We start from the raw sequence: 19,579 nt of genomic DNA, 5'->3' as shown, positions 1-19,579 counted from the left end.
AAATTTCGTCTGGAGGGGGAGACGGCGCCACGGGCCATCGGGTTGCGAAGCTCCGCGCCAGGCGGATTTGTAGAATCCAGATTATCCATGACAGCCCTCCAGCCACCGTCCAGCGCCGCCGCCGCCCCTCCCGAAGCACCGGCCTGGGGCGACCCGGCGCGCGCCCGGGCTTTCCAGCAATGGATGGAGCACATTGCCGCCCGCCACCATCTGCAGCCCGCCAGCGTCCGCCTGGCGTCGGCCGACGCCAGCTTCCGGCGCTACTTCCGCGTCGACGCCGCGGGCTCGGGCGCACCGACCCGGATCGTGATGGACGCGCCGCCCGCGCAGGAAAACAGCGCTCCCTTCGTCCAGGTCGCGACGCTGATGGCCGAGGCCGGCGTGAGCGTGCCGCAGGTGCTCGAATGGAACGAGGCCGAAGGCTTCCTGCTGCTCGACGACCTGGGCCGCCAGACCATGCTGGACGTCATCGACCCGGCCGACGCCAACGCCGCGCGGCCGCTCTACGACCAGGCCATCGATGCCTTGATCCGCTGGCAACTGGCCTCGAAGCCCGATGTGCTGCCGCCCTACGACCGGGCGCTGCTGGAGCGTGAGCTGGCACTGTTTCCCGAGTGGTACATCGCGCGCCATCGAGGCGTGGCGGTCGAAGGCCAACTGAAGGAGCGGCTCGAGCGCAGCTTCCGGGCCATCGTCGAGAACAACCTTGCCGCGCCGCAGGTCTATGTCCACCGCGATTTCATGCCGCGCAACCTGATGGTCGGCCGCGCGCTCGGCGTACTGGACTTCCAGGACGCGGTTTTCGGGCCCATCACCTACGACATCGCGAGCCTGATGCGCGACGCCTTCCTGAGCTGGGACGAGGACTTCGTGCTCGACGTCACCGTGCGCTACTGGGAGCGCGCGCGCAAGGCCGGGTTGCCGGTCGACGAGGATTTCGGCGCTTTCTATCGCGCGGTCGAGTGGATGGGGCTGCAGCGCCACCTGAAGGTGGCCGGCATCTTCGCGCGGCTGACCCTGCGCGACGGCAAGCCGAAGTACCTTGCCGACACGCCGCGCTTCATCGCCTACATCCGTGCCACTGCGGGCCGCTATCGCGAGCTGACACCGCTGCTGCGAGTGATCGACGAGGTCGAAGGCACGCAAGCCCTGAGCGGCTTCGCCTACGGACGGGTGTGACGGCGCGCTTCCATTGCGCAGTTGCGCTCGTCGCCGACAGCGCGCTCGTGCTGCCGCCCGGCGCCGCGCGCCATGTGCAGGTGTTGCGGATGCAGCCCGGCGACGCGTTGACGCTGTTCGACGGCCACGGCGGGGAATACGCCGCCACCGTCGAGCGCATGGGCCGCAGCGAAGTTGCCGTGCAGGTCGGCGCCCATACGGCGGACGAACGCGAGGCGCCGCGCGCGGTTCACCTGGCGGTCGGCATGCCGGCCAACGAACGCATGGACTGGCTGGTCGAGAAGGCCACCGAACTCGGCGTGGCCAGCATCCAGCCCCTGATGACCGCCCATGGCGTGCTGAGGCTCAACGGCGAGCGCGCGGACAAGAAGCGCGCGCACTGGGAGGCGATCGCGGTCGCCTCCTGCGAACAATGCGGACGCAACCGCGTCCCGCAGATCCACCCGGTGCGAAGCCTGGCCGGATGGCTGGAGGCGCCCCCGGGCGATGGCGAGCGCTTCGTGCTGAGCCTGGCGCCGGGCACGCGGCGCGCCACCGACGTGGCTGCCGGGTGGCAGGGCGCTCCTGTCGATGCCCGGGTGCTGAGCGGACCGGAGGGCGGCCTCAGCCTCGCCGAGGAGCAGGCCGCCATCGCGCAGGGCTTCGCGCCGCTGACGCTCGGTCCGCGCGTGCTTCGCGCCGAGACCGCGGCACTGGCCGCACTGGTCTGGTTGGCCGGCGGTTGATGCCGCCCGGGCCGGCGTGACAGAAGCCCGGCAGGGCGCGCAAAATGTCGTGTTCCGTGCCTGCGCGCGAACCGGCTGGCGCTTCATTCCACACTCACACCTCAGGAGCCCATCATGGGATTGCTCGATTCGGTACTCGGTCAGGTGCTCGGCGGTGCACAGCAGCAACCCCAGGGCGGGGGCGGCCTGGGAGATCTCGGCGCTCTGCTCGGCGGTGCGGGAGGCTCCGCGGGCAATCTTGGCGGACTTGCCGGTGCGCTCGGCGGACTGCTGGCCAACAACGGCGAGGTCGGCGGTCTTGGCGGACTCGTCTCCAAGTTCGAGCAGGCCGGCATGGGCGACGTCATCGGCTCCTGGGTCGGCAAAGGCGACAACGCGCCGATCTCGGGCGGGCAGTTGCAGGACGTGCTCGGCAGCGACGCGATCGCAGGCATCGCGCAGAAGCTCGGCATCAACAGCGCGACGCTGCTGCCGATGCTGGCCGCGCTGCTGCCGACGCTGATCGACCACCTCACGCCCAAGGGCCAGGTGCCCGCCGAAGGGCTGGGCAATCAGGACGAACTGTTGTCCTCGCTCAGCGGGCTGTTGCAGAAGAAGGGCTAGCAAGCGCCGCCACTCTGCTTGCGGATTCAGGAAGCAGGGCGCCCCGCGAGGCGCCCTTTCCATTTCGCCATGACGGCAGCATCGAACTTTGCCGGACTTCCACGTACCGGCAGTGAACGACAAAGGGCCCATGCGGCCACGCACGCCGGTTTGCCTGACTACTGAAACTCCGAAGTGTTTCGCGACACGTTCCGGCACGCCTGGACGAACGAGTCGAGCAGTGGCGGGGGGCTCCGGTCGTTCATGCTGACTGCAGAAATGCTGCGGTAGGTGGAGTGCCCCGCAATTCGTCGGAAGGTCAGCCGTGTCATGTTGGCCTGTCCCAGGCTCGAATGGGACAGCACGCCGATACCCAATCCTGCGCGAATCATGGAAAGCAGCGTGACCGCAAGTCCGACTTCATACGCCGCCCTGAAATCGGGCAGCACGGCGGACATTTCGCCATCCACCGTTTTCTTGAGCGTGCTTGGACTTCTGATCTGGATATGTGGGTAGTCACGAAGATCACTCCATTCGACTTCGGTTTTGCTGGCGAGGGGGTGGTCCTCCGGAATCACCACGACGAAGTAGTCGAAGAACAAATCGATCTGGTTCAATTCCTGCGATGTGCCCTCGGTTGGTATCAGCGCCACGTCCGCCTTGCCTTTGCGAAGGAGGTCTATGCAGACATCCGCCAACTCGTCATAGAACTTGATTTCGATATCGGGCTGCGATTGCAGGTATTGGGCGATCACTTGAGGCGCGAAACTTGCCGCAATGGATGGGCTGGCGGCCACAATGAGTTTTCCCTTCTTGGCGTGAACGAACTCTCTGATGTTCAGGTGCACTTGCTGCATTTTGTCTCGCAGCGAAAGAGACATTCCGTGGAATTCGCGGCCGACGGCAGTCAGCGAGACATTTCTGGTATGGCGATCGAATAATCTGGCGCCGATGGAATCTTCCAGCTTTCGAATATTCATGCTCAAGGCTGGTTGAGATATATGACATATCTGCGCGGCCTTGCTGAAGCTCAGAGTCTCGGCAACTGCCAGAAATAGTTCTATTTGTTTGAAGGTGGCATTGATGGTCATCATGTGCTCGCCAATCGCTTGATCGAGCACATGGTACCTCGTGTGCTGGTGGAGTTTCGTTCTCATCGGCCGCGAGTCGCAGGGTGACGGGTGGACCCTGCCGAGAGGCCAGCAGCCTGGATTGCCAGCTTCAAATTCAAGGCAGTTGCCTGTTGGTGCGAAACCGCCGCCTTGAGTTCTTCAAATGAGCACTCTCATGCTTGCTGAATTTTTTCGAGTCGGCACAGCGCTGCCTGGTCCGCATCCGCATGCGCCAGCAGGTGCGCATGCGCGGATTGCAGAGCATTGATGTTTCGCTTGCTGATCTCGAGTGCCAGTTTGGGCTTGCTGGCGATGTCTCGCGCCATGCTGAGCGCATGCGATGTCGCTCGCCCAGCCTCGTGGACAAAATCCACAAGGCCCCATTCCAGCGCCGTGGCCGCCGAAACCTTCTCTCCCAGCATGACCAGCCGCTTCGTGTGTTGCTGGCCGATGGCGGAATTCAGGCGAGGAATGGTGTTCCATGCATAGATGGAGCCCATGTCCACTTCTGGCACGGAAATGAACGCGTTCTCTGCCATGACCCGAAAATCACAGCAAAGAGCGATGGACAGGCCACCACCGATGGCAAAGCCTTCGATCGCCGCAATGGTGATCTGCGGCAATTCTGCCCAGGCTCGTGCGATCTCGGTACGCGAGATCAGGCCGCGTCGATATTCGAATGCGGATGAGCTGACAAACACATCGGGGTCTTTGAGATCGGCGCCGGCTGAAAAGCATGCGTCCCCGCCAGTCAAGACGACAACGGAAACGTGCGGATCCACTCGGAGCCTTCTTGCGACCAGATCCAGCTCGTTGAGCAAGGCATTGCTCAGCGCGTTTTTCTTGTTTTCGCGTGAGAACCGCACCAGTGCGACTTGGTTTTCCTGGTGTACGGATATGAATTCACCGTTGAAGATGTCGGCCTGCATTTTAAGAGCCCATCTCCGCAAGAATGTCGGCCCTGTCCGCATCGATATTCGGCGGAAGCCTTGAGATCCTTCCCGGAGTTCTGGACAGTTTGATCGGGATGCCGAGCAACTTCTGATCGTGAACGGAGACCACCATTTGACGGTGCTCTGCATGGGGGTGTGAAAGAGCCTGCGCCACGCTCAATACAGCTCCCGCCGGGATATCGGCCTTGTTGAGTTTGAGCGCCAGTTCTTCCGATTTCTCTTGCTTGAGTTTGCTGTTGATGATGTCGATCAATGCACTTCTGTTCTTTGCACGATTTGCCATGCAGGTGAATCGTTCATCTTCCAGTACGTGCGAGATGTCGAGAATTTCACAGAGCTTGTGAAAGTTGCGGTCTGTGGATACCGCCAGATAAATGGGGTCATCCGACGTGTCGTACACGCCCATGGGCGTGAAGGTCGGGTGTTGGTTGCCGCTTCTTGCCGTTTCCACGTTGGAATAGAGCCAGTTCGCAGCGTGCGGGTGCAACAACGGAAAGGCGCAATCGTAGAGGCTCATGTCGATGTACTGACCGACGCCGTCGCGCTCCAGCGCCTTCAGCGCGAGCAGGACTCCAATGGCAGCATGAAGTCCTGTTGAAACGTCGACAACGGACAGACCGATGCGCATCGGACCGGAATGCTGGTCTCCATTCGCGGAAATGACGCCCGTCCATGCGCCGGCCGAGCCGTCGTATCCGGGCGTTCCACCCAAAGGACCATCCGTCCCGAAGCCGGATATGGCAACCATGATCAGTCGTGATTGCTGCTCCTTCAAGTCGTCGAAACTCAGGCCCCAGCGTTCCATGGTCCCGGGCTTGAAGTTATGCACGAGTACATCCGCAGTGCGAATGAGTTGGCGTATCTGCGATTTTCCTTCGTCGCTGTTGAGATCGATGACGATGCTTCGCTTGTTTCGGTTCAAACCATAGAACATCGACGACGAACCGTCATGAAATGGCGGCCCTGATCCCCGGCTCTGGTCTCCTGAAGGCGGCTCTACCTTGATGATGTCGGCACCGAAATCGCCAAGGATCTGGGTACACAGCGGTCCAGCAAGAACTCGGGTCAGGTCTACGACCTTCAAACCCTGAAGTGGCGGATTGTTGTTTTCTGTAGGCATGTCGAACGCAGTTTGTCGTGGGATCAATCGAGCTGAGCGCCGGACTTCTCGATCACTTTTTTCCACTTCTTGTTTTCTTGTTCGATGAATTTCGCGAATTCTGCGCTGCTCATGCTGGAAGGCTCGCCGCCTTGTTCTCGAATCTTCTCGATGAGATCCTTGTTGGACATGACCTTTTTCATGAGTGATTCAATTCTGAGCTTCACGTCGGGCGGGGTTTGCGTTGGCGTGAACAATCCAAACCAGGACATGACCTCGAAACCGGGAACGCCAGCCTCGGCAATGGTCGGTATGTCAGGCAAGGTGTTGGATCGCTTTTCGCTGGTGATGCCCAAAGCTCGGAGTTTTCCGGCTTTCACATGCTGAATGACGGACGGCAGGTTGTCGAATGTGATCTGTACCTGACCTCCAATCAAATCAGAGACGACGGCAGAACTGCCTTTGTACGGAATATGGCGAATATCAATTTGTGTCATCGACTTGAAAAGCTCTCCAGCGAGATGCGTGGAGCCGCCGGTGCCGGCGGATGCGAAATTCACCGAGCCGGGATTCTTTTTAGCGTAGCTGATGAGCTCGGAGACATTCTTGTAGGGCTCTCTGGGATTGCTGACCAAGAGATTGGGAAAAGCCGCGATTTTGGCTACCGGAGCGAAATCCGAGTTCGGGTTGTAGGTGAGATTTTTGTAGAGCCAGTAATTGATGGCCTGAGTGCCGACGGTGCCCAGAAAAAGCGTATATCCGTCCGCAGCGGATTTGGCAGCGATGGCCGCGCCCACGTTTCCACCTGCACCAGCCTTGTTCTGCACGATGACGCTTTGACCGGAATCGGTTGCGAGCTGGTTGGCGACAATGCGCGCCAATATGTCGGTGGTCCCGCCGGGAGGGTAGGGAACAATGATATTGATGGGCCTGTTGGGATACGCCTCGTTGTTCGTCTGGGAAAAACTCGGGTTGGAGCATATGGCATGCATTGCAAGCAGCGAAATGCTCGAAAAAAGGATTGCTTGCCTCCGATTTTTTGGATGGGCGATTTTCATTGGGCTCGTTCGGGATTGTTGACCTGTTCGTTTCAAATGCTAGTGGGGGTGCATTTATAAGTCAATTTTCAAATATTGATCTTTTAATTCGAATTGCTTATAGATTGGCGCTGGCAACTGGCGCGCGGCGATGCGAGCCGCATGTGGCGTGCGTTCGAGAGGCGAGGCCGTGATAGAACCGGCCCTTCACTCCCCATCCCAGCCCATGAATCGCAATCTCTGGCTACTCGCCATCTGCCAAGGCCTGTTCCTGACGAACAACGTCACCTTCATGGCGATCAACGGCCTGGTCGGGCTGGCGTTGGCGCCGCGCGGCTGGATGGCGACGCTGCCGGTGATGGGCTACGTGGTCGGCGGTGCGCTGGCCACCGGGCTGGTGGCGCGCACGCAGCGGCGCTTCGGGCGCCGGGGCTCGTTCCAGATCGGCATCGCGGTGGCGCTGGGCTCGGCGCTGCTGTGTGCGCAGGCGGCGCTCTGGCAGAACTTCTGGCTGCTGTGCTTCGCCACCGTGGTGGCCGGCTACTACAACGCCAACGCCAGCCTCTACCGTTTCGCCGCCGCCGAACTGACCGCCCCCAACTGGCGCGAGAAGGCGGTCTCGCTGGTGATGGCCGGAGGCCTGATCGGTGCCGTCGCCGGCCCGAACCTGGCCGCCGTCACCCGCGACTGGTTCGCCGTGCCCTTCGCGGGCGCCTATCTCGCGCTCGCGGCCGTCGCGCTGCTGTCGATGGCGGTCATGAGCTTCATCGACTTCCCGGCATCGCCGCTGCGCAGTGCCTCCGCCGCCGGACGTTCCCTGGCCGAGATCGCGCGCCAGCCGGTGTTCATCGTCGCCGCCCTCTCGGGCGCGCTCGGCTTCGGTGTCATGAACCTGCTGATGGCCGCGACGCCGATCGCGATGCAGGTTTGCAGCCTGCCCTTCAGCGACATTGCATGGGTGCTCGAATGGCATGTGATCGGCATGTTCGCGCCCGGCTTCTTCACCGGCCACCTGATCCGCCGCGTCGGCGTGCTGCCGGTGATGGCGGCCGGGCTGGCGCTCAATGCGGGCTGCATTGCGGTGGCGCTGTCCGGCGTCGAACTGCACCAGTTCCTGATCGCGCTGTTCCTGCTCGGTGTCGGCTGGAACTTCCTCTTCACCGGCAGCACCACGCTTTCGCTCGCGGCCTACACGCCCGAGGAAAGGGATCGCGCGCAAGGCGCGCTCAACTTCTGCGTCTTCGCGACGCTGGCGCTGAGTTCCTTCGCATCGGGCGTGCTCGTCACGACGCAGGGCTGGCGGCTGCTGAACCTCGGCTCGCTGGTTCCGGTGGCGCTGACCGGCGCCGCATTGCTGTGGCTCGCGCGCCGGCAACGCGCGCGTGCCGCGGTCGCCTGACGGGCTAGGCCACCGGAAAGCGCAGGTTCAGCCAGTCGCGCAGCGTCTCGAACACGGGCTCGGCATCGCGCTCGTTGAAGATCTCGTGATAGTGCGAGGGGAAACAGGTGACGCTGACGACCGAGCCGGGTGCGGCGTCGGCGAATGCGCGGCTGCCTGCCGGTTTCACCAGACGGTCGTCGCCGGCATAGATCAGCAGCGTGGGCACTCGCCACGCCGGCGCCGCCGCCCGGACCACGGTGCCTTCGTCGGCCAGGAAGCGCGCAAGACGGGCGCCGATGCGGTCGTGGCACAGCGGATCGGCGCGGTAGGCCTCGGCCACCGCGGGTTCGTGCGACAGAAAGTCGACATCAAGCCCGTTGCCCACGCGCAACCCGGGCGCCGGGCGCGACAACGTGGCGACGAGCAGCTTCTGGAACGGGCTGAGCCCGGCGTCCAGCGCCGGTGAGGAGAGCACCAGGGCGTCGACCTCGCGCACCCCGCGTGCCACGGCGCTGGCCGCCACCAGGCCACCGAGGCTGTGACCCAGCAGAACCAGCGGCAATCCGGGAAAGGCGCGCCGTGTGTCGTCGATCACCAGCGCCAGATCCTCGACCAGGCGGTTCGAGCTCGGCAAGGCGCCGCGCGGCGCCGCTGGACACCCCGTGCCCCCGATGGTCCGCGGCACGCACCGCAAAGCCCCAGTCGTTGAGCCGCGCAGCCACGACGCGGTAGCGTCCCGCATGTTCGCCGAGGCCATGGACGAGCAGGACGACGGCCCTGGCGCCACCGGCACCAGCGGCGAGCGGCCAGTCGTGCAGCGCCAGCGTCTCGCCGTCGGGCGTGCGCAGCGTCAAGCGGCAGCGGCGCGGGCCGCCGGCAGCGCGGCGATCACCTCGGCCACGGCGGCCGTCAGCTTCTTCGCATACGGCACATGCAGGAATTCGTTCGGGCCATGCGCGTTGCTCTTCGGCCCCAGCACGCCGCAGACCATCATCTGCGCCTTCGGAAAGCCCCGGCTCAGCATGCTCATGAGCGGAATGGTGCCGCCCTGTCCGATGTAGCCGCAATCGGCGCCGAAGTGGGCCTGCGAGGCGGCGTTGAGGGCGTGTTCGAACCAGGAGGCGGTGTCGGGCGCGTTCCACCCGGTGGCGCCGCCGCCGCCGTCGAAGGTGACCTTCGCCTGGTAGGGCGCGTTGTCCTCCAGCAGTTGCTTGAGTTCCTGTACCGCCTGATCGGCGTCGACCAGCGGGGGCAGCCGCAGCGAAAGCTTGAAGGCGGTGTAGGGACGCAGCACGTTGCCGGCGTCCTTCAGGGCCGGGAAGCCCTCGGCACCGGTCACCGACAACGTCGGCTTCCAGGTGCGGTTGAGCAGCGCCTCCACCGGGTCGGTGGTGGTCGGCAGCGCGAAGGTGGTCGAGCCGCCGCAGTCGTAGTGGGCCCACGGGAAGCGCTTGTAGAGCTCCTCGCCGAGGATCGCGGCGGTGGCCCGTGCCTGGGCCAGCCGCTCCGCCGGCACTTCGCAATGGAAGCTCTCGGGCAGCAGCCGGCCGGTCTTGCTGTCTTCCAGGCGGTCGAGCACCTGCCGCATGATGCGGAAACTCGACGGCACCAGGCCGGAGGCGTCGCCCGAATGGATGCCCTCGGTCAGGATCTCGACCTTCAGCGTGCCGCTGGCCATGCCGCGCAGCGAGGTCGTGAGCCAGAGCTGGTCGTAGTTGCCGGCGCCCGAGTCGAGGCAGATGACGAGCGACACCTCGCCCAGCCGCGGCCGCAGCGCGTCGACGTAGGGCAGCAGGTCGTAGGAGCCCGATTCCTCGCAGGTCTCGATCAGGCCGACGATGCGCGGATGGGCCGCGCCCTGGGCCTTGAGCGCCTGCAGCGCCGCGATGCTGGCGTACACCGCATAGCCGTCGTCGGCCCCGCCGCGTCCGTAGAGCAGGCCGTTCTCGTACTTCGGCGTCCACGGGCCCAGGTCGCTGCGCCAGCCGGTGAATTCCGGCTGCTTGTCGAGATGGCCGTACATCAGCACGGTTTCGGTCATGTCGGTGCCTGTTGCCGGCACTTCGAAGAACAGCACCGGCGTGCGGCCTTCGAGGCGCACGATCTCGAGCTTCAGGCCCTCGACCTTCTGAGCCTCGACCCAGGCGGCCGCATTGCGCAGCACGGTTTCGAGGTGGCCGTTCTGCGACCAGTCCTTGTCGAAGCCCGGCGACTTGGCGGGAATGGCGATGTAGTCGGTGAGCTGCTTGACGATGTCTCGGTCCCATTGGGACGACACGTCGGCCAGCGCGCGACCGGCATCGAGCAGGCCGGCAGGCATTTCGCGGTGGAGGGGGGCGTTCATTGAGATCTCCGCGGGATGAGGACGACGATGTTAGTGCGTCTTGGGCGGTCGTGCCCGGATGGCATCAGCTTGCGGGATGCGATAAAAAGGCGGGCTTCGCCACCGCGACCGAAGGAAGCCCATGACTGCCCGCACCGACAAGGACCCCAGCCCCGCGACCCCGCGCATCCGGGTCGGCATCGGCGGCTGGACCTACGAGCCCTGGCGCGACAACTTCTATCCGGCCAAGCTTCCCCATGCGCAGGAACTCGGCTACGCGAGCCGGCAGCTCACGGCGATCGAGGTCAACGGCACCTACTACAGCACCATGAAGCCGGCCAGTTTCAAGAAGTGGCACGACGAGACGCCCGAGGGCTTCATGTTCTCGCTGAAGGCCTCGCGTTTCGCCACCAACCGGAAGCTGCTCGCGACCGCCGGCGAGTCGATCGCGCGCTTCATCGACAGCGGCATCGAAGAACTCGGCAGCAAGCTGGGCCCGATCGTGTGGCAGTTCATGCCGACCAAGGCCTTCGATCCGGAGGATCTGGCGGCCTTTCTGGACCTGCTGCCGAAGAAGGCGGGAAGCCGCGCGCTGCGTCACGTGCTGGACGTGCGCCACGAGAGTTTCAAGACGCCGGAATACCTCGCGCTCGCACGCAGCCATGGGGTGGCAACGGTGTTCACCGATTCCGACAAGTTCCCGTCGTTCGCCGACCTGAGCGCCGACTTTGCCTACGCGCGTCTCATGAACAGCGACGCGGCGCTCGAGAGCGGCTATGCGCCGAAGGCGCTCGATGCGTGGGCGGAGAACGCCCGCCTCTGGGCGGCGGGCCAGAAGCCGGCCTCGCTGCCGCAGGTCGAAGACAACGGTGCATCGAAAACGGGCAGCCCGCGCGATGTCTTCATCTACTTCATCAACGGCGCCAAGGAAAAGGCACCTGCGGCTGCCCGCGCTCTGATCGAACGGCTGGCCTGAGCCGACCGCTTTCCCTGAGCCCATGACAAAAGCCCGTCAGAGACGGGCTTTGGTTGGTGAAACACCGCGGAACCGGCTTTGCCGGGCCGCTGGTGTTGCCCCCGGCAGGGGGTGGGCGGGCTACACGCAGTGAAGCCCAACCTGGGGGCGAGCAACAATCAGGCTGCGGCTTGCAGCGTCGGCTTGGCCGCGCTGCCGGAAGCGGAGGTGCCGAAGCTGATCTCGCCCGACAGCTGGCCGCCTTCCTCGACGACGATCTTGCCGTAGCGGATCTTGCCGGTGACCTTGCCGGTCGAATGGATCACGAGCTTCTCGCGCACGGTCAGGTTGCCATCGAACAGGCCGCGGATTTCGGCGATGTCGATCTCGGCCGAGCCCTTGAAGGCGCCCTGTTCGGCGATCTGCATGACGCGCGAATCCATCGTCGCCTCCACCAGGCCTTCGACCACCAGAGTGTCGCAATCCGTGATCTCGACGCCCTTCAGCTTGATGTTGGGACCGACGGTGAGCTTGCTGCCGCCTTCCTTGGCGACGCTGGCCGCCGCGTTGGCGGCCTGGGTCGTGAGGGTCGATGGATTGACGGGAGTGCCCGACAGATTGGTGCTCGAACCCATCAACGGCGCGGGACGGGAGGTGAGATTTTCAGCTTCGCGATCGCGCTTGCCGAAGAAGGGGGACTGTGTGGCCAATGGGGAACTCCTCAAAAGGTCTATCGTAAGAACCCCATTTCGCCCTACGGCACTTCATTGCGCAAGAGGCGTAACTGAATAAGTCTGCCGGCGGCGCAATTTGCGAACTTTCGCTCTCTCTTTGCAAGATCAGGCTGCCCATTTGGGGGCGCGGGCTCAGGCCTGCAGCCAGGCGACGCGCCCTTGCGCCGCGTCGCCGACCCTGGCGATGAACGCGTCCGCTGCCGGCGCGGGCAGGCTGAAGTCGAAATGGACCATGCTCTCGTGGCGCACCCGGTCGAGCGTGGCACCGACGGCCGCGATCTCGCGCCGCATCAGGCCCTCGAGCGCGTAGGGCACCGCGCAGTGCAGCGTGCGCTGGCGTACCAACGGCACGAGCGAAGCGTCGATCAACGTCTGGGCGATGCTGTCGGTGTAGGCGCGCACCAGCCCGCCGGCGCCGAGCTTGACGCCGCCGAAGTAGCGCACCACCGTCGCCAGCACGCCCTCGAGATCGTGATGCCGCAGCACTTCGAGCATCGGTCGCCCGGCGGTGCCGCCCGGCTCGCCGTCGTCGTTGGCCGCTGACTGTCCGCCCGCCATCAGGGCCCAGCAGACATGCGCCGCTGCGGGATGCTCGCGGCGCAGCGCATCGACCACTCCCTGCGCGGCGGCGCGATCGGCCACCGGCTGGACGCAGCCGATGAAGCGGCTCTTCTTGATGATCAGCTCGCTGTGGCGCGCAGCGGTGAGAGTGAATGGCATCGCGACCGAGTGTGCCGCACGCCAGGAACACCGCGACTCCGGCTCCGCCGGGCCGCGGGTGTTGCCCCCAGCAGGGGGCGGGCTGAACGAAGTGAGCCCAACCTGGGGGCGAGCGCTACTCCCTTTCGAACTTGAAGACGGCGGTGCTGGCGCGCGCATTGGGCAGCCAGCGCACCTCCTGCCCGTCCTGCAGGCCGAAGGCATCGAGCACGCGCAGGCGGTTCTTCCGGGCCAGCACCTCGAAATCCTTGAAGGTTCCGACACGGATGTTGGGCGTGTCGTACCACTGGTAGGGCAGCCGGCTCGTCACCGGCATGCGGCCGCGCGCGATGCTGATGCGGTTCGGCCAGTGCGCGAAGTTGGGAAAGGCGACGATGCCGATGCGCCCCACGCGCGCGGTCTCGCGCAGCATCACCTCGGCATTGCGCAGATGCTGCAGCGTATCGATCTGCAGCACCACGTCGAAGGAGGCGTCGTCGAACATCGCGAGCCCTTCGTCGAGGTTGAGCTGGATCACGTCGACGCCGCGTCGCACGCACTGCAGCACATTGCCGTCGGCGATCTCGACGCCGTAGCCGCTGCAGCCGCGCTCGCGCTGCAGCAGGTCGAGCAGCGCGCCGTCGCCGCAGCCGAGGTCGAGCACGCGTGCACCTTCGGGGACGAGGCGGGCGATCAGTTTCTGGGTTTCGGTATCGCTCATGCGGCCGCGACTCCGTTCGGTGCGCTCGCGATGCGATCGAAGTAGGAACGCACCACGCTCATGTAGCGCACGTCGTCGAGCAGGAAGGCGTCATGCCCATGGGGGGCGTCGATCTCCGCGTAGCTCACGTTGCGGCGGTTGTCGAGCAGGGCTTTCACGATCTCGCGGCTGCGCGCCGGCGAGAAGCGCCAGTCGGTGCTGAAACTCACCAGCAGGAACTTGGCGCTGGCCTGGGCAAGCGCCGCGCGCAGGTCGCCGCCGAAGTCTCGCGCCGGATCGAAGTAGTCGAGCGCACGCGTGATCAGCAGATAGGTGTTGGCGTCGAAGTACTCGCTGAACTTGTCGCCGTTGTAGCGCAGGTAACTCTCGATCTGGAACTCCACCTCCTGCGTCGAGTAGAGGAACTCGGTGTTCGCGGCGCTGCCCTCGACGGCGCTGCGCAGGGCGCGGCCGAACTTCTCGTTCATCACGTCGTCGCTCTGGTAGGTGATGTGGCCGATCATGCGGGCGATGCGCAGGCCGCGTCGCGGAATCACGCCATGCGCGTAGAAGTGGCCGCCGTTGAAATCGGGGTCGGTCACGATCGCGCGGCGCGCGACTTCGTTGAATGCGATGTTCTGCGCCGTGAGGCTCGGCGCGCTGGCGACCACCACCGCGTGCTGCACCCGTTCGGGGTACTGGAGCGTCCACGACAGCGCCTGCATGCCGCCGAGGCTGCCGCCCATCACGGCCGCCAGGCGGTCGATGCCGAGTGCATCGAGCAGCGAGGCCTGCGCAGTGACCCAGTCCTCCACCGTCATCACCGGGAAGTCGGCGCCGTAGGCGCGGCCGGTTGCGGGGTTGTCGTGCATCGGTCCGGTGGAGCCGAAGCAGGAGCCCAGGTTGTTGATGCCGATGACGAAGAAGCGATCGGTGTCGACCGGCTTGCCCGGCCCGATCATGTTGTCCCACCAGCCTTCGGACTTCGGCTGGCCGGCATAGACGCCGGCGACGTGGTGGGACGCATTGAGCGCATGGCAGACCAGCACCGCGTTGCTGCGCTCGGCGTTGAGCTGGCCGTAGGTTTCGTAGGCCAGCGTGTAGTGGCTGATCGACGCACCGCTTCGCAAGGCCAGCGGGCCGGCGAACTGCATCGATTGCGGAGTGACGACGAAGGACATGAATGAAAAAGACCCGGCCTCGCCAAAAACGAGCCGGGTCCGGCATCCGTCTTTAGCTGCATTTGTTAAGCGCCCGCAAGCTGGAGCAAATCGGCGCGTGGCGGAAGTATATGCCGCTCAACCCCAGCCGATCAACGCGACGACGCCGAGGACCAGGAAGATCGCGGCGGAGATGCCGTGGACGAGCTTGATCGGCACCCGCTTGACGATCCGGTCGCCGAGCCAGACGACCGGCGCATTGGCCAGCATCATGCCCAGCGTGGTGCCCATCACCACCCACACATAGGCGTCCACGTAGCGGGCCGCGAGCATCACGGTGGCGATCTGCGTCTTGTCTCCCATTTCGGCGAGGAAGAAGGCGAGCACCGTGGTGCCGAAAACGCCGAACTGCGACGACTTGGGCACTTCGCCTTCGTCGATCTTGTCGGGGATCAGCATCCACAGCGCCATCGCGATGAATGAGCCGCCGAGGATCCACCGAAGGACGTCCGCGCCGAGGAAGTGGGTCACCCAGTTGCCTACCGCGCCGGCGAGCGCATGGTTCAGTATGGTGGCGGTGAAGATGCCGAGCACGATCGGCCAGGGCTTGCGGAATCGCGCCGCCAGGATGAGGGCGAGCAGTTGGGTCTTGTCGCCCATCTCGGCGAGCGCGACCACGCCGGTTGCAACGAAAAAAGCTTCCATGAGAAAAAGGGACTCCTACGGCCGAAAGACGCAATTGACCGTGCAACACCTTCGGCCGAATCCCGAAGTTGCACGGTCAAAGGTCTCGCCAGGCTGCACGCTGCTTGCGCCATGTCCTGCGCGGGGCAGGACAAGTCTGTTGACGCAAACCCTTCTCGCGATGGAAGGCGGCTACTCCCCAATGACTCGTCGATTGTAGCGCGTCCGGGAGCATTGATGTATGCAAGCACTCACATCCAAATGATTCGTGGGGCGCGGGGATGGGTGCAAATTCCTACTTGCATTCGCTTCATTTCACCCATAATGCACGAGCCTTCCTTCAAAATTCAGGGGGCAAATCGGTGATCGGTCAGTTTCGCGCAACTCGGCGGATGTTCCGTCGGATTGCTGCTCTCGGGACTCCATCGCTTTTCTTGATGTGTTTATAGGAGTCCCTTGATGGGCAACAAACTGTACGTCGGCAACCTGCCTTACTCGGTACGCGACGGTGATCTCGAGCAGGCCTTCGGGCAATTCGGTGTCGTGACGAGCGCCAAAGTCATGATGGAACGCGATACCGGTCGTTCCAAGGGCTTCGGTTTCGTCGAGATGGGCAGCGATGCAGAAGCACAGGCAGCCATCAACGGCATGAATGGCCAGCCGCTCGGCGGCCGCAGCGTGGTCGTCAACGAAGCGCGCCCGATGGAAGCCCGTCCGCCCCGCAGCGGCGGTGGCGGCTATGGCGGTGGCGGCGGCGGTTATGGCGGCGGCGGTGGTGGCTACGGTGGTGGCGGTGGCGGCTACGGCGGCGGTGGTGGTGGCCGCAGCGGCGGTGGCGGCTACGGCGGTGGTGGCGGTGGCCGCAGTGGTGGTGGCGGTGGCGATGGTGGCTTCCGCAGTCCCTACGGCGCCGGTCCCCGTGGCGGTGGCGGTGGTCGTGGCGGCTACGGCGGCGGCAGTGGTGGCAACAGCGGCTACTGATCGCGGCGCACGCGACACCCAGCAAAAAGGCTCCCACGGGAGCCTTTTTTCATAGGCGAACGGGATCGCTGCCGGAATTCAACCAAGGCCAGAGGACGCGGCCGGCGAAGCCAGGCCCGTTGGTGAGGCACCGCGGATCCGGCTCCGCCGGTCCGCAGGTGTCGCCCCCGGTAGGGGGTGGGCGGGCTACACGCAGTGAGCCCAACCTGGGGGCGAGCTATTCCTCCCGGCGCTTGCGGCCGCGGCCTTGGAAGACGCGATCGAACAAAGGGTTCGGCAGCATCCGCATGAGCTTGGCGACCACGCCCATCTGCCAGGGGATCACGCGGTAGCTGATGCCGGCCTCGATCGCGCGGAATGCGCGGTCGGCAAAAGCCTCCGGCTGCAGCAGGAAAGGCATGCCGTAGCGGTTGCCCTGTGTCAGCGGCGTGTCGACATAGCCTGGGCACAGCGTGACCACCTTGACGCCGCTGGCGCGCATCTCGCCGCGCAGGCTTTCGCAGTAGGCCACCACGCCGGCCTTGCTGGCGCAGTAGGCGCCGTGGCCGGGCAGCCCGCGGATGGCCGCGACGCTGCCGATGCCCACGAGGCGCCCGCTGCCGCGTGCCGCCATGGCGGCGACGAAGGGGTGGAAGGTTGCGGCCAGGCCGAGGTTGTTGGTCGCGAAAGTCCGGGCCATCACATCGAGATCGCGACGTTCGGCGGAGTCCATGCCGATGCTGATGCCGGCGTTGGCGATCACCACGTCGGGCAGACCTTGCTGCGCAATGCAGGCGGTGCCGGCCGCCACGATGCTGTCGACATCGGCGACGTCGGCGCCGTAGATCCTGAAACGGGCGGCGTCCAGTCCACGCGCTGTCGCCCAGGCCTCGAGTTCCGACGTGCGCCGTGCCACCAGGGCCAGGTGATATCCGTCCTGGTAGAAGCGCGCCGCGAGCGCCTGGCCGATGCCGCTCGAGGCGCCGGTGACGAACAGCAGGGGACGGGCCGAGTCGTCCATGGCCTCAGGGCTTCGGCCCGGGCTGGGTCGGCATCAGGAGACCGCGCACGCGACCGTGCAGGTTGGCCACGCCGGTGAGGCTGTCGTAGTCCATCGAATCGGCCGTGAAACGGTCCGTGCCTCGGATCAGGACGACGGGCTTGTTGGACTTGACCCGCTCGGTGTCCAGGAAGGCGTGCAGGAACTCGCCGCGAAACTCGAGCCGAGGCAGCGGCGTGCCATCTTGCGACTTGGCCGCGTCGCGGATGATGACCGCGTTGCCGAAGAGCTGGATCTCGCTGCCGTCGCCATTCGACAGGCCGCGATCGGCGGAGCCGTGCGTGACCAGCCCCTCGAGCGAAATGGACCGCCAGCGCACCTGGTCGACTTCGAGGGTGTCGGTGTCCGGGTAGTGCCGCCCCTCCTTGCCGAACATCTCGCTGCGCAGGTCGCCGTTGGGGAGGAAGTTCTTCACCGAGAAGCCGCGCATGAAGTAGTCGGGTTCGTGCGTCGGCGCCTCCTTGGGCAAGGGCGCGAGGAACTCCGGCGCATTGCGCACCAGCCAGTAGGTGCCCAGCGCGAGCACCGCGGCGAGGATGATCGGCAGGTAGATCGTCAGGCGATCGAAGGCGTCGCGCAGCAGGCGCCAGGTCGACTTCATTCGGTGAAGCCCCGCGCCTGGTCCAGCAGACGTCGGTAGTGCCCGCCGGCGGTCAGGAGCAGGTCGCAGAATTCGCGCGCCGCGCCTTCGCCGCCGCGCGCCGCGGTCACGTGGCGCGCGATGGCGCGGACCTCGGCATGGGCGTTGGCCGGCGCGGCCGCGAAGGCGACGCGCGCGAGCACCGGCAGATCAGGCCAGTCGTCGCCGATCGCGGCGGCCTGGGACCAGTCGAGGCCGAGTTGCGTCAGCATGGCCTCGGCGGCCGGCAGCTTGTCCTCGGTGCCGTAGCGGACATGATCGATGCCCAGCGCCTGCAGGCGCACGCGAAGCGGCTTCGAGTCGCGGCCGGTGATCACGGCCGGAGTGATGCCGGCCGTGCGCAGCAGCTTGAGGCCGTAGCCGTCCAGGATGCTGAAGCGCTTCAGCGTTTCGCCATGCTCGGTGAAGTAGACGCCGCCATCGGTCAGCACGCCGTCGATGTCGAAGAAGGCGATGCGGATGTCCTGGGCGGCGAGCAGGGTTTCGGGCTTGAAGTCGATGCCCATCAGATGACCTTCGCGCGCATCAGGTCGTTGATGCTGAGCGCGCCGACGAGCACCCCGGCGGCGTCGACCACCAGCACGCTCGTGATGCGATGCTGTTCCATCAGATCGGCCGCTTCGGCGGCCAGCGCGTCGGCGCGCAGCGTGCGCGGGCCGGCGTGCATCACGTCGGCCGCCGTGAGGGCCCGCAGGTCGGCGCCGGTCTCGACCTTGCGGCGCAGGTCGCCGTCCGTGAAGATGCCGATCGCGCGACCGTCGGATCCGACCACCGCGGTCGCACCGAGCCCCTTGGAACTCATTTCCCGCATGATTTCGCTGAGGCTGGCGTCGGGGCCGACGCGCGGCACCTCGTCGCCCGAGCGCATGACATCGCTGACGTGGGTCAGGAGCTTGCGGCCCAGGGCGCCGCCGGGGTGCGAGCGGGCGAAGTCCTCGGTGCCGAAGCCGCGTGCATCGAGCAGCGCCACCGCGAGCGCATCGCCCAGCGCCATCTGGGCGGTGGTGCTCGCGGTCGGCGCCAGGTTGAGCGGGCAGGCTTCCTTTTCGACGCCGCTGTCCAGCACGATGTCGGCATGGCGCGCCAGCGTCGAGTCGCGCCGGCCGGTCATCGCGATCAGGGGCACGCCCTGGCGCTTGACCACCGGCAGGATGGTGGTGAGCTCCTCCACCTCGCCGCTGTTGGAGATGGCCAGTACCAGGTCGACCGACTTGATCATGCCGAGGTCGCCGTGGCTGGCCTCGGCCGGGTGCACGAACATCGCCGGCGTGCCGGTCGAGGCGAGCGTGGCCGCGATCTTGCGGCCGACATGGCCGCTCTTGCCCATGCCCATCACGACCACCCGGCCGCGCACCTCGAGGATCTTCTGCACCGCCGCAGGAAAGGTCGGCCCGAGGCGGTCCTTGAGGCCGAGCACCGCCGCCGCCTCGATGTCGAAGGTCGTCCGGGCGCGCGCCAGCAGCGCTTCGGGGTCGGTCACGGGGATCACGGGGGGGCGGGAGCTCATCGGCGGATTTTATCGGCCGGGCATGCCATGGCCGTCGCGAGGACGAATTCGCGCCGGATGCGGGCAAGCGTATTGCTAGCATGCAGGCC

At 65.3% G+C, this 19,579-nt stretch carries 20 protein-coding genes, 1 pseudogene and 1 riboswitch; of the genes and pseudogenes, 6 read left to right on the top strand and 15 right to left on the bottom strand.

Annotated elements, in window-relative coordinates:
• Positions 1 to 87 precede the first annotated feature (87 nt).
• The 3 genes from AB4Z46_RS19830 (at position 88) to AB4Z46_RS19820 (ending at position 2,507) form a co-directional block, all read left to right on the top strand.
• On the top strand, positions 88 to 1,179 hold the full coding sequence (locus AB4Z46_RS19830) for an aminoglycoside phosphotransferase family protein (RefSeq protein ID WP_442285244.1): 1,092 nt from the start codon (positions 88 to 90) through the stop codon (positions 1,177 to 1,179).
• Complete coding sequence (locus AB4Z46_RS19825) at positions 1,176 to 1,904, top strand: 16S rRNA (uracil(1498)-N(3))-methyltransferase (protein WP_442285243.1); 729 nt, start codon at positions 1,176 to 1,178, stop codon at positions 1,902 to 1,904. Before AB4Z46_RS19830 ends, AB4Z46_RS19825 begins: the two co-directional genes overlap by 4 nt.
• Positions 1,905 to 2,018: 114 nt before the next feature.
• The gene (locus tag AB4Z46_RS19820; protein WP_442285242.1) at positions 2,019 to 2,507 is read left to right on the top strand and encodes a YidB family protein; all 489 of its coding nucleotides are present in this window, start codon (positions 2,019 to 2,021) and stop codon (positions 2,505 to 2,507) included.
• A gap of 158 nt (positions 2,508 to 2,665) precedes the next feature.
• On the opposite strand, the gene AB4Z46_RS19815 is transcribed toward AB4Z46_RS19820, so the two are convergent.
• The 4 genes from AB4Z46_RS19815 to AB4Z46_RS19800 form a co-directional block, all read right to left on the bottom strand.
• A complete protein-coding gene (locus tag AB4Z46_RS19815; protein WP_442285241.1) occupies positions 2,666 to 3,607 on the bottom strand; it encodes a LysR family transcriptional regulator in 942 nt (313 codons plus the stop codon).
• 164 nt (positions 3,608 to 3,771) lie between these two features.
• Entirely contained in the window at positions 3,772 to 4,527 is a 756-nt protein-coding gene (locus AB4Z46_RS19810) for an enoyl-CoA hydratase/isomerase family protein (protein ID WP_442285240.1), read from the bottom strand.
• Between the two features lies 1 nt (position 4,528).
• Positions 4,529 to 5,671, bottom strand: a complete 1,143-nt coding sequence (locus AB4Z46_RS19805) for a CaiB/BaiF CoA transferase family protein (RefSeq protein ID WP_442285239.1) — start codon at positions 5,669 to 5,671, stop codon at positions 4,529 to 4,531.
• Between the two features lie 23 nt (positions 5,672 to 5,694).
• Complete coding sequence (locus tag AB4Z46_RS19800; protein ID WP_442285238.1) at positions 5,695 to 6,708, bottom strand: Bug family tripartite tricarboxylate transporter substrate binding protein; 1,014 nt, start codon at positions 6,706 to 6,708, stop codon at positions 5,695 to 5,697.
• 205 nt (positions 6,709 to 6,913) lie between these two features.
• Between AB4Z46_RS19800 and AB4Z46_RS19795 the strand changes: the two genes are divergently transcribed.
• On the top strand, positions 6,914 to 8,086 hold the full coding sequence (locus tag AB4Z46_RS19795; protein WP_442285237.1) for an MFS transporter: 1,173 nt from the start codon (positions 6,914 to 6,916) through the stop codon (positions 8,084 to 8,086).
• A 4-nt stretch (positions 8,087 to 8,090) separates the two neighbouring features.
• Here the strand turns inward: AB4Z46_RS19795 and AB4Z46_RS19790 are convergent.
• Both AB4Z46_RS19790 and AB4Z46_RS19785 read right to left on the bottom strand, forming a co-directional pair.
• Positions 8,091 to 8,922: pseudogene (locus AB4Z46_RS19790) on the bottom strand (alpha/beta hydrolase).
• Positions 8,919 to 10,412: a M20 family metallopeptidase gene (locus AB4Z46_RS19785; protein WP_442285236.1), complete on the bottom strand. Its 1,494-nt coding sequence runs from the start codon at positions 10,410 to 10,412 to the stop codon at positions 8,919 to 8,921. The pseudogene AB4Z46_RS19790 and the gene AB4Z46_RS19785 overlap by 4 nt, the downstream one beginning before the upstream one ends.
• Positions 10,413 to 10,533: 121 nt before the next feature.
• Here AB4Z46_RS19785 and AB4Z46_RS19780 point away from each other — a divergent pair, with 121 nt between their 5' ends.
• Entirely contained in the window at positions 10,534 to 11,367 is an 834-nt protein-coding gene (locus tag AB4Z46_RS19780) for a DUF72 domain-containing protein (RefSeq protein WP_442285235.1), read from the top strand.
• Positions 11,368 to 11,525: 158 nt separating this feature from the next.
• Here the strand turns inward: AB4Z46_RS19780 and AB4Z46_RS19775 are convergent, their stop codons facing one another.
• The 5 genes from AB4Z46_RS19775 to AB4Z46_RS19755 form a co-directional block, all read right to left on the bottom strand.
• The gene (locus tag AB4Z46_RS19775; protein ID WP_442285234.1) at positions 11,526 to 12,056 is read right to left on the bottom strand and encodes a bactofilin family protein; all 531 of its coding nucleotides are present in this window, start codon (positions 12,054 to 12,056) and stop codon (positions 11,526 to 11,528) included.
• A gap of 156 nt (positions 12,057 to 12,212) precedes the next feature.
• Positions 12,213 to 12,800: an IMPACT family protein gene (locus AB4Z46_RS19770; RefSeq protein WP_442285233.1), complete on the bottom strand. Its 588-nt coding sequence runs from the start codon at positions 12,798 to 12,800 to the stop codon at positions 12,213 to 12,215.
• A gap of 115 nt (positions 12,801 to 12,915) precedes the next feature.
• On the bottom strand, positions 12,916 to 13,500 hold the full coding sequence (gene metW / locus AB4Z46_RS19765; protein ID WP_442285232.1) for a methionine biosynthesis protein MetW: 585 nt from the start codon (positions 13,498 to 13,500) through the stop codon (positions 12,916 to 12,918).
• Positions 13,497 to 14,660, bottom strand: coding sequence for a homoserine O-succinyltransferase MetX (metX, locus tag AB4Z46_RS19760; protein ID WP_442285231.1), 1,164 nt, complete (start codon positions 14,658 to 14,660; stop codon positions 13,497 to 13,499). The genes metW and metX overlap by 4 nt, the downstream gene beginning before the upstream one ends.
• A gap of 117 nt (positions 14,661 to 14,777) precedes the next feature.
• On the bottom strand, positions 14,778 to 15,344 hold the full coding sequence (locus AB4Z46_RS19755; protein WP_442285230.1) for a TMEM165/GDT1 family protein: 567 nt from the start codon (positions 15,342 to 15,344) through the stop codon (positions 14,778 to 14,780).
• A gap of 15 nt (positions 15,345 to 15,359) precedes the next feature.
• A riboswitch (yybP-ykoY riboswitch) is annotated at positions 15,360 to 15,536 on the bottom strand.
• A 246-nt stretch (positions 15,537 to 15,782) separates the two neighbouring features.
• Between AB4Z46_RS19755 and AB4Z46_RS19750 the strand changes: the two genes are divergently transcribed.
• Complete coding sequence (locus tag AB4Z46_RS19750; RefSeq protein WP_442285229.1) at positions 15,783 to 16,304, top strand: RNA recognition motif domain-containing protein; 522 nt, start codon at positions 15,783 to 15,785, stop codon at positions 16,302 to 16,304.
• A gap of 217 nt (positions 16,305 to 16,521) precedes the next feature.
• On the opposite strand, the gene AB4Z46_RS19745 is transcribed toward AB4Z46_RS19750, so the two are convergent.
• Genes AB4Z46_RS19745 through AB4Z46_RS19730 form a run of 4 tightly spaced genes read right to left on the bottom strand, consistent with a single transcriptional unit; the run spans position 16,522 to position 19,490 of the window.
• Positions 16,522 to 17,304, bottom strand: coding sequence for an SDR family oxidoreductase (locus AB4Z46_RS19745; protein ID WP_442285228.1), 783 nt, complete (start codon positions 17,302 to 17,304; stop codon positions 16,522 to 16,524).
• 4 nt (positions 17,305 to 17,308) lie between these two features.
• Positions 17,309 to 17,944 (bottom strand): LPS export ABC transporter periplasmic protein LptC, encoded by a 636-nt coding sequence (lptC, locus tag AB4Z46_RS19740; protein WP_442285227.1) that lies wholly within the window; start codon positions 17,942 to 17,944, stop codon positions 17,309 to 17,311.
• Positions 17,941 to 18,489, bottom strand: a complete 549-nt coding sequence (locus AB4Z46_RS19735; protein WP_442285226.1) for a KdsC family phosphatase — start codon at positions 18,487 to 18,489, stop codon at positions 17,941 to 17,943. Before AB4Z46_RS19735 ends, lptC begins: the two co-directional genes overlap by 4 nt.
• Positions 18,489 to 19,490 carry a KpsF/GutQ family sugar-phosphate isomerase gene (locus tag AB4Z46_RS19730; RefSeq protein WP_442285225.1) on the bottom strand — a complete coding sequence of 334 codons (1,002 nt, stop codon included), beginning with the start codon at positions 19,488 to 19,490 and terminating at the stop codon, positions 18,489 to 18,491. Before AB4Z46_RS19730 ends, AB4Z46_RS19735 begins: the two co-directional genes overlap by 1 nt.
• Positions 19,491 to 19,579: the final 89 nt, after the last annotated feature.

It is taken from the genome of Variovorax sp. M-6, from assembly GCF_052114385.1.
In the GTDB taxonomy this organism is placed as follows: domain Bacteria; phylum Pseudomonadota; class Gammaproteobacteria; order Burkholderiales; family Burkholderiaceae_C; genus Variovorax.
Note: the sequence above shows the minus strand (reverse complement) of the source record. Positions and strands in the feature narration are given on the sequence as shown.

Coding starts and splice junctions, on each gene's coding strand:
- AB4Z46_RS19830 (WP_442285244.1), top strand. CDS start 88: ATGACAGCCCTCCAGCCACCGTCCAGCGCCGCCGCCGCCCCTCCCGAA.
- AB4Z46_RS19820 (WP_442285242.1), top strand. CDS start 2,019: ATGGGATTGCTCGATTCGGTACTCGGTCAGGTGCTCGGCGGTGCACAG.
- AB4Z46_RS19810 (WP_442285240.1), bottom strand. CDS start 4,527: ATGCAGGCCGACATCTTCAACGGTGAATTCATATCCGTACACCAGGAA.
- AB4Z46_RS19805 (WP_442285239.1), bottom strand. CDS start 5,671: ATGCCTACAGAAAACAACAATCCGCCACTTCAGGGTTTGAAGGTCGTA.
- AB4Z46_RS19800 (WP_442285238.1), bottom strand. CDS start 6,708: ATGAAAATCGCCCATCCAAAAAATCGGAGGCAAGCAATCCTTTTTTCG.
- AB4Z46_RS19795 (WP_442285237.1), top strand. CDS start 6,914: ATGAATCGCAATCTCTGGCTACTCGCCATCTGCCAAGGCCTGTTCCTG.
- AB4Z46_RS19785 (WP_442285236.1), bottom strand. CDS start 10,412: ATGAACGCCCCCCTCCACCGCGAAATGCCTGCCGGCCTGCTCGATGCC.
- AB4Z46_RS19780 (WP_442285235.1), top strand. CDS start 10,534: ATGACTGCCCGCACCGACAAGGACCCCAGCCCCGCGACCCCGCGCATC.
- AB4Z46_RS19770 (WP_442285233.1), bottom strand. CDS start 12,800: ATGCCATTCACTCTCACCGCTGCGCGCCACAGCGAGCTGATCATCAAG.
- metW (WP_442285232.1), bottom strand. CDS start 13,500: ATGAGCGATACCGAAACCCAGAAACTGATCGCCCGCCTCGTCCCCGAA.
- metX (WP_442285231.1), bottom strand. CDS start 14,660: ATGTCCTTCGTCGTCACTCCGCAATCGATGCAGTTCGCCGGCCCGCTG.
- AB4Z46_RS19755 (WP_442285230.1), bottom strand. CDS start 15,344: ATGGAAGCTTTTTTCGTTGCAACCGGCGTGGTCGCGCTCGCCGAGATG.
- AB4Z46_RS19750 (WP_442285229.1), top strand. CDS start 15,783: ATGGGCAACAAACTGTACGTCGGCAACCTGCCTTACTCGGTACGCGAC.
- AB4Z46_RS19745 (WP_442285228.1), bottom strand. CDS start 17,304: ATGGACGACTCGGCCCGTCCCCTGCTGTTCGTCACCGGCGCCTCGAGC.
- lptC (WP_442285227.1), bottom strand. CDS start 17,944: ATGAAGTCGACCTGGCGCCTGCTGCGCGACGCCTTCGATCGCCTGACG.
- AB4Z46_RS19735 (WP_442285226.1), bottom strand. CDS start 18,489: ATGGGCATCGACTTCAAGCCCGAAACCCTGCTCGCCGCCCAGGACATC.
- AB4Z46_RS19730 (WP_442285225.1), bottom strand. CDS start 19,490: ATGAGCTCCCGCCCCCCCGTGATCCCCGTGACCGACCCCGAAGCGCTG.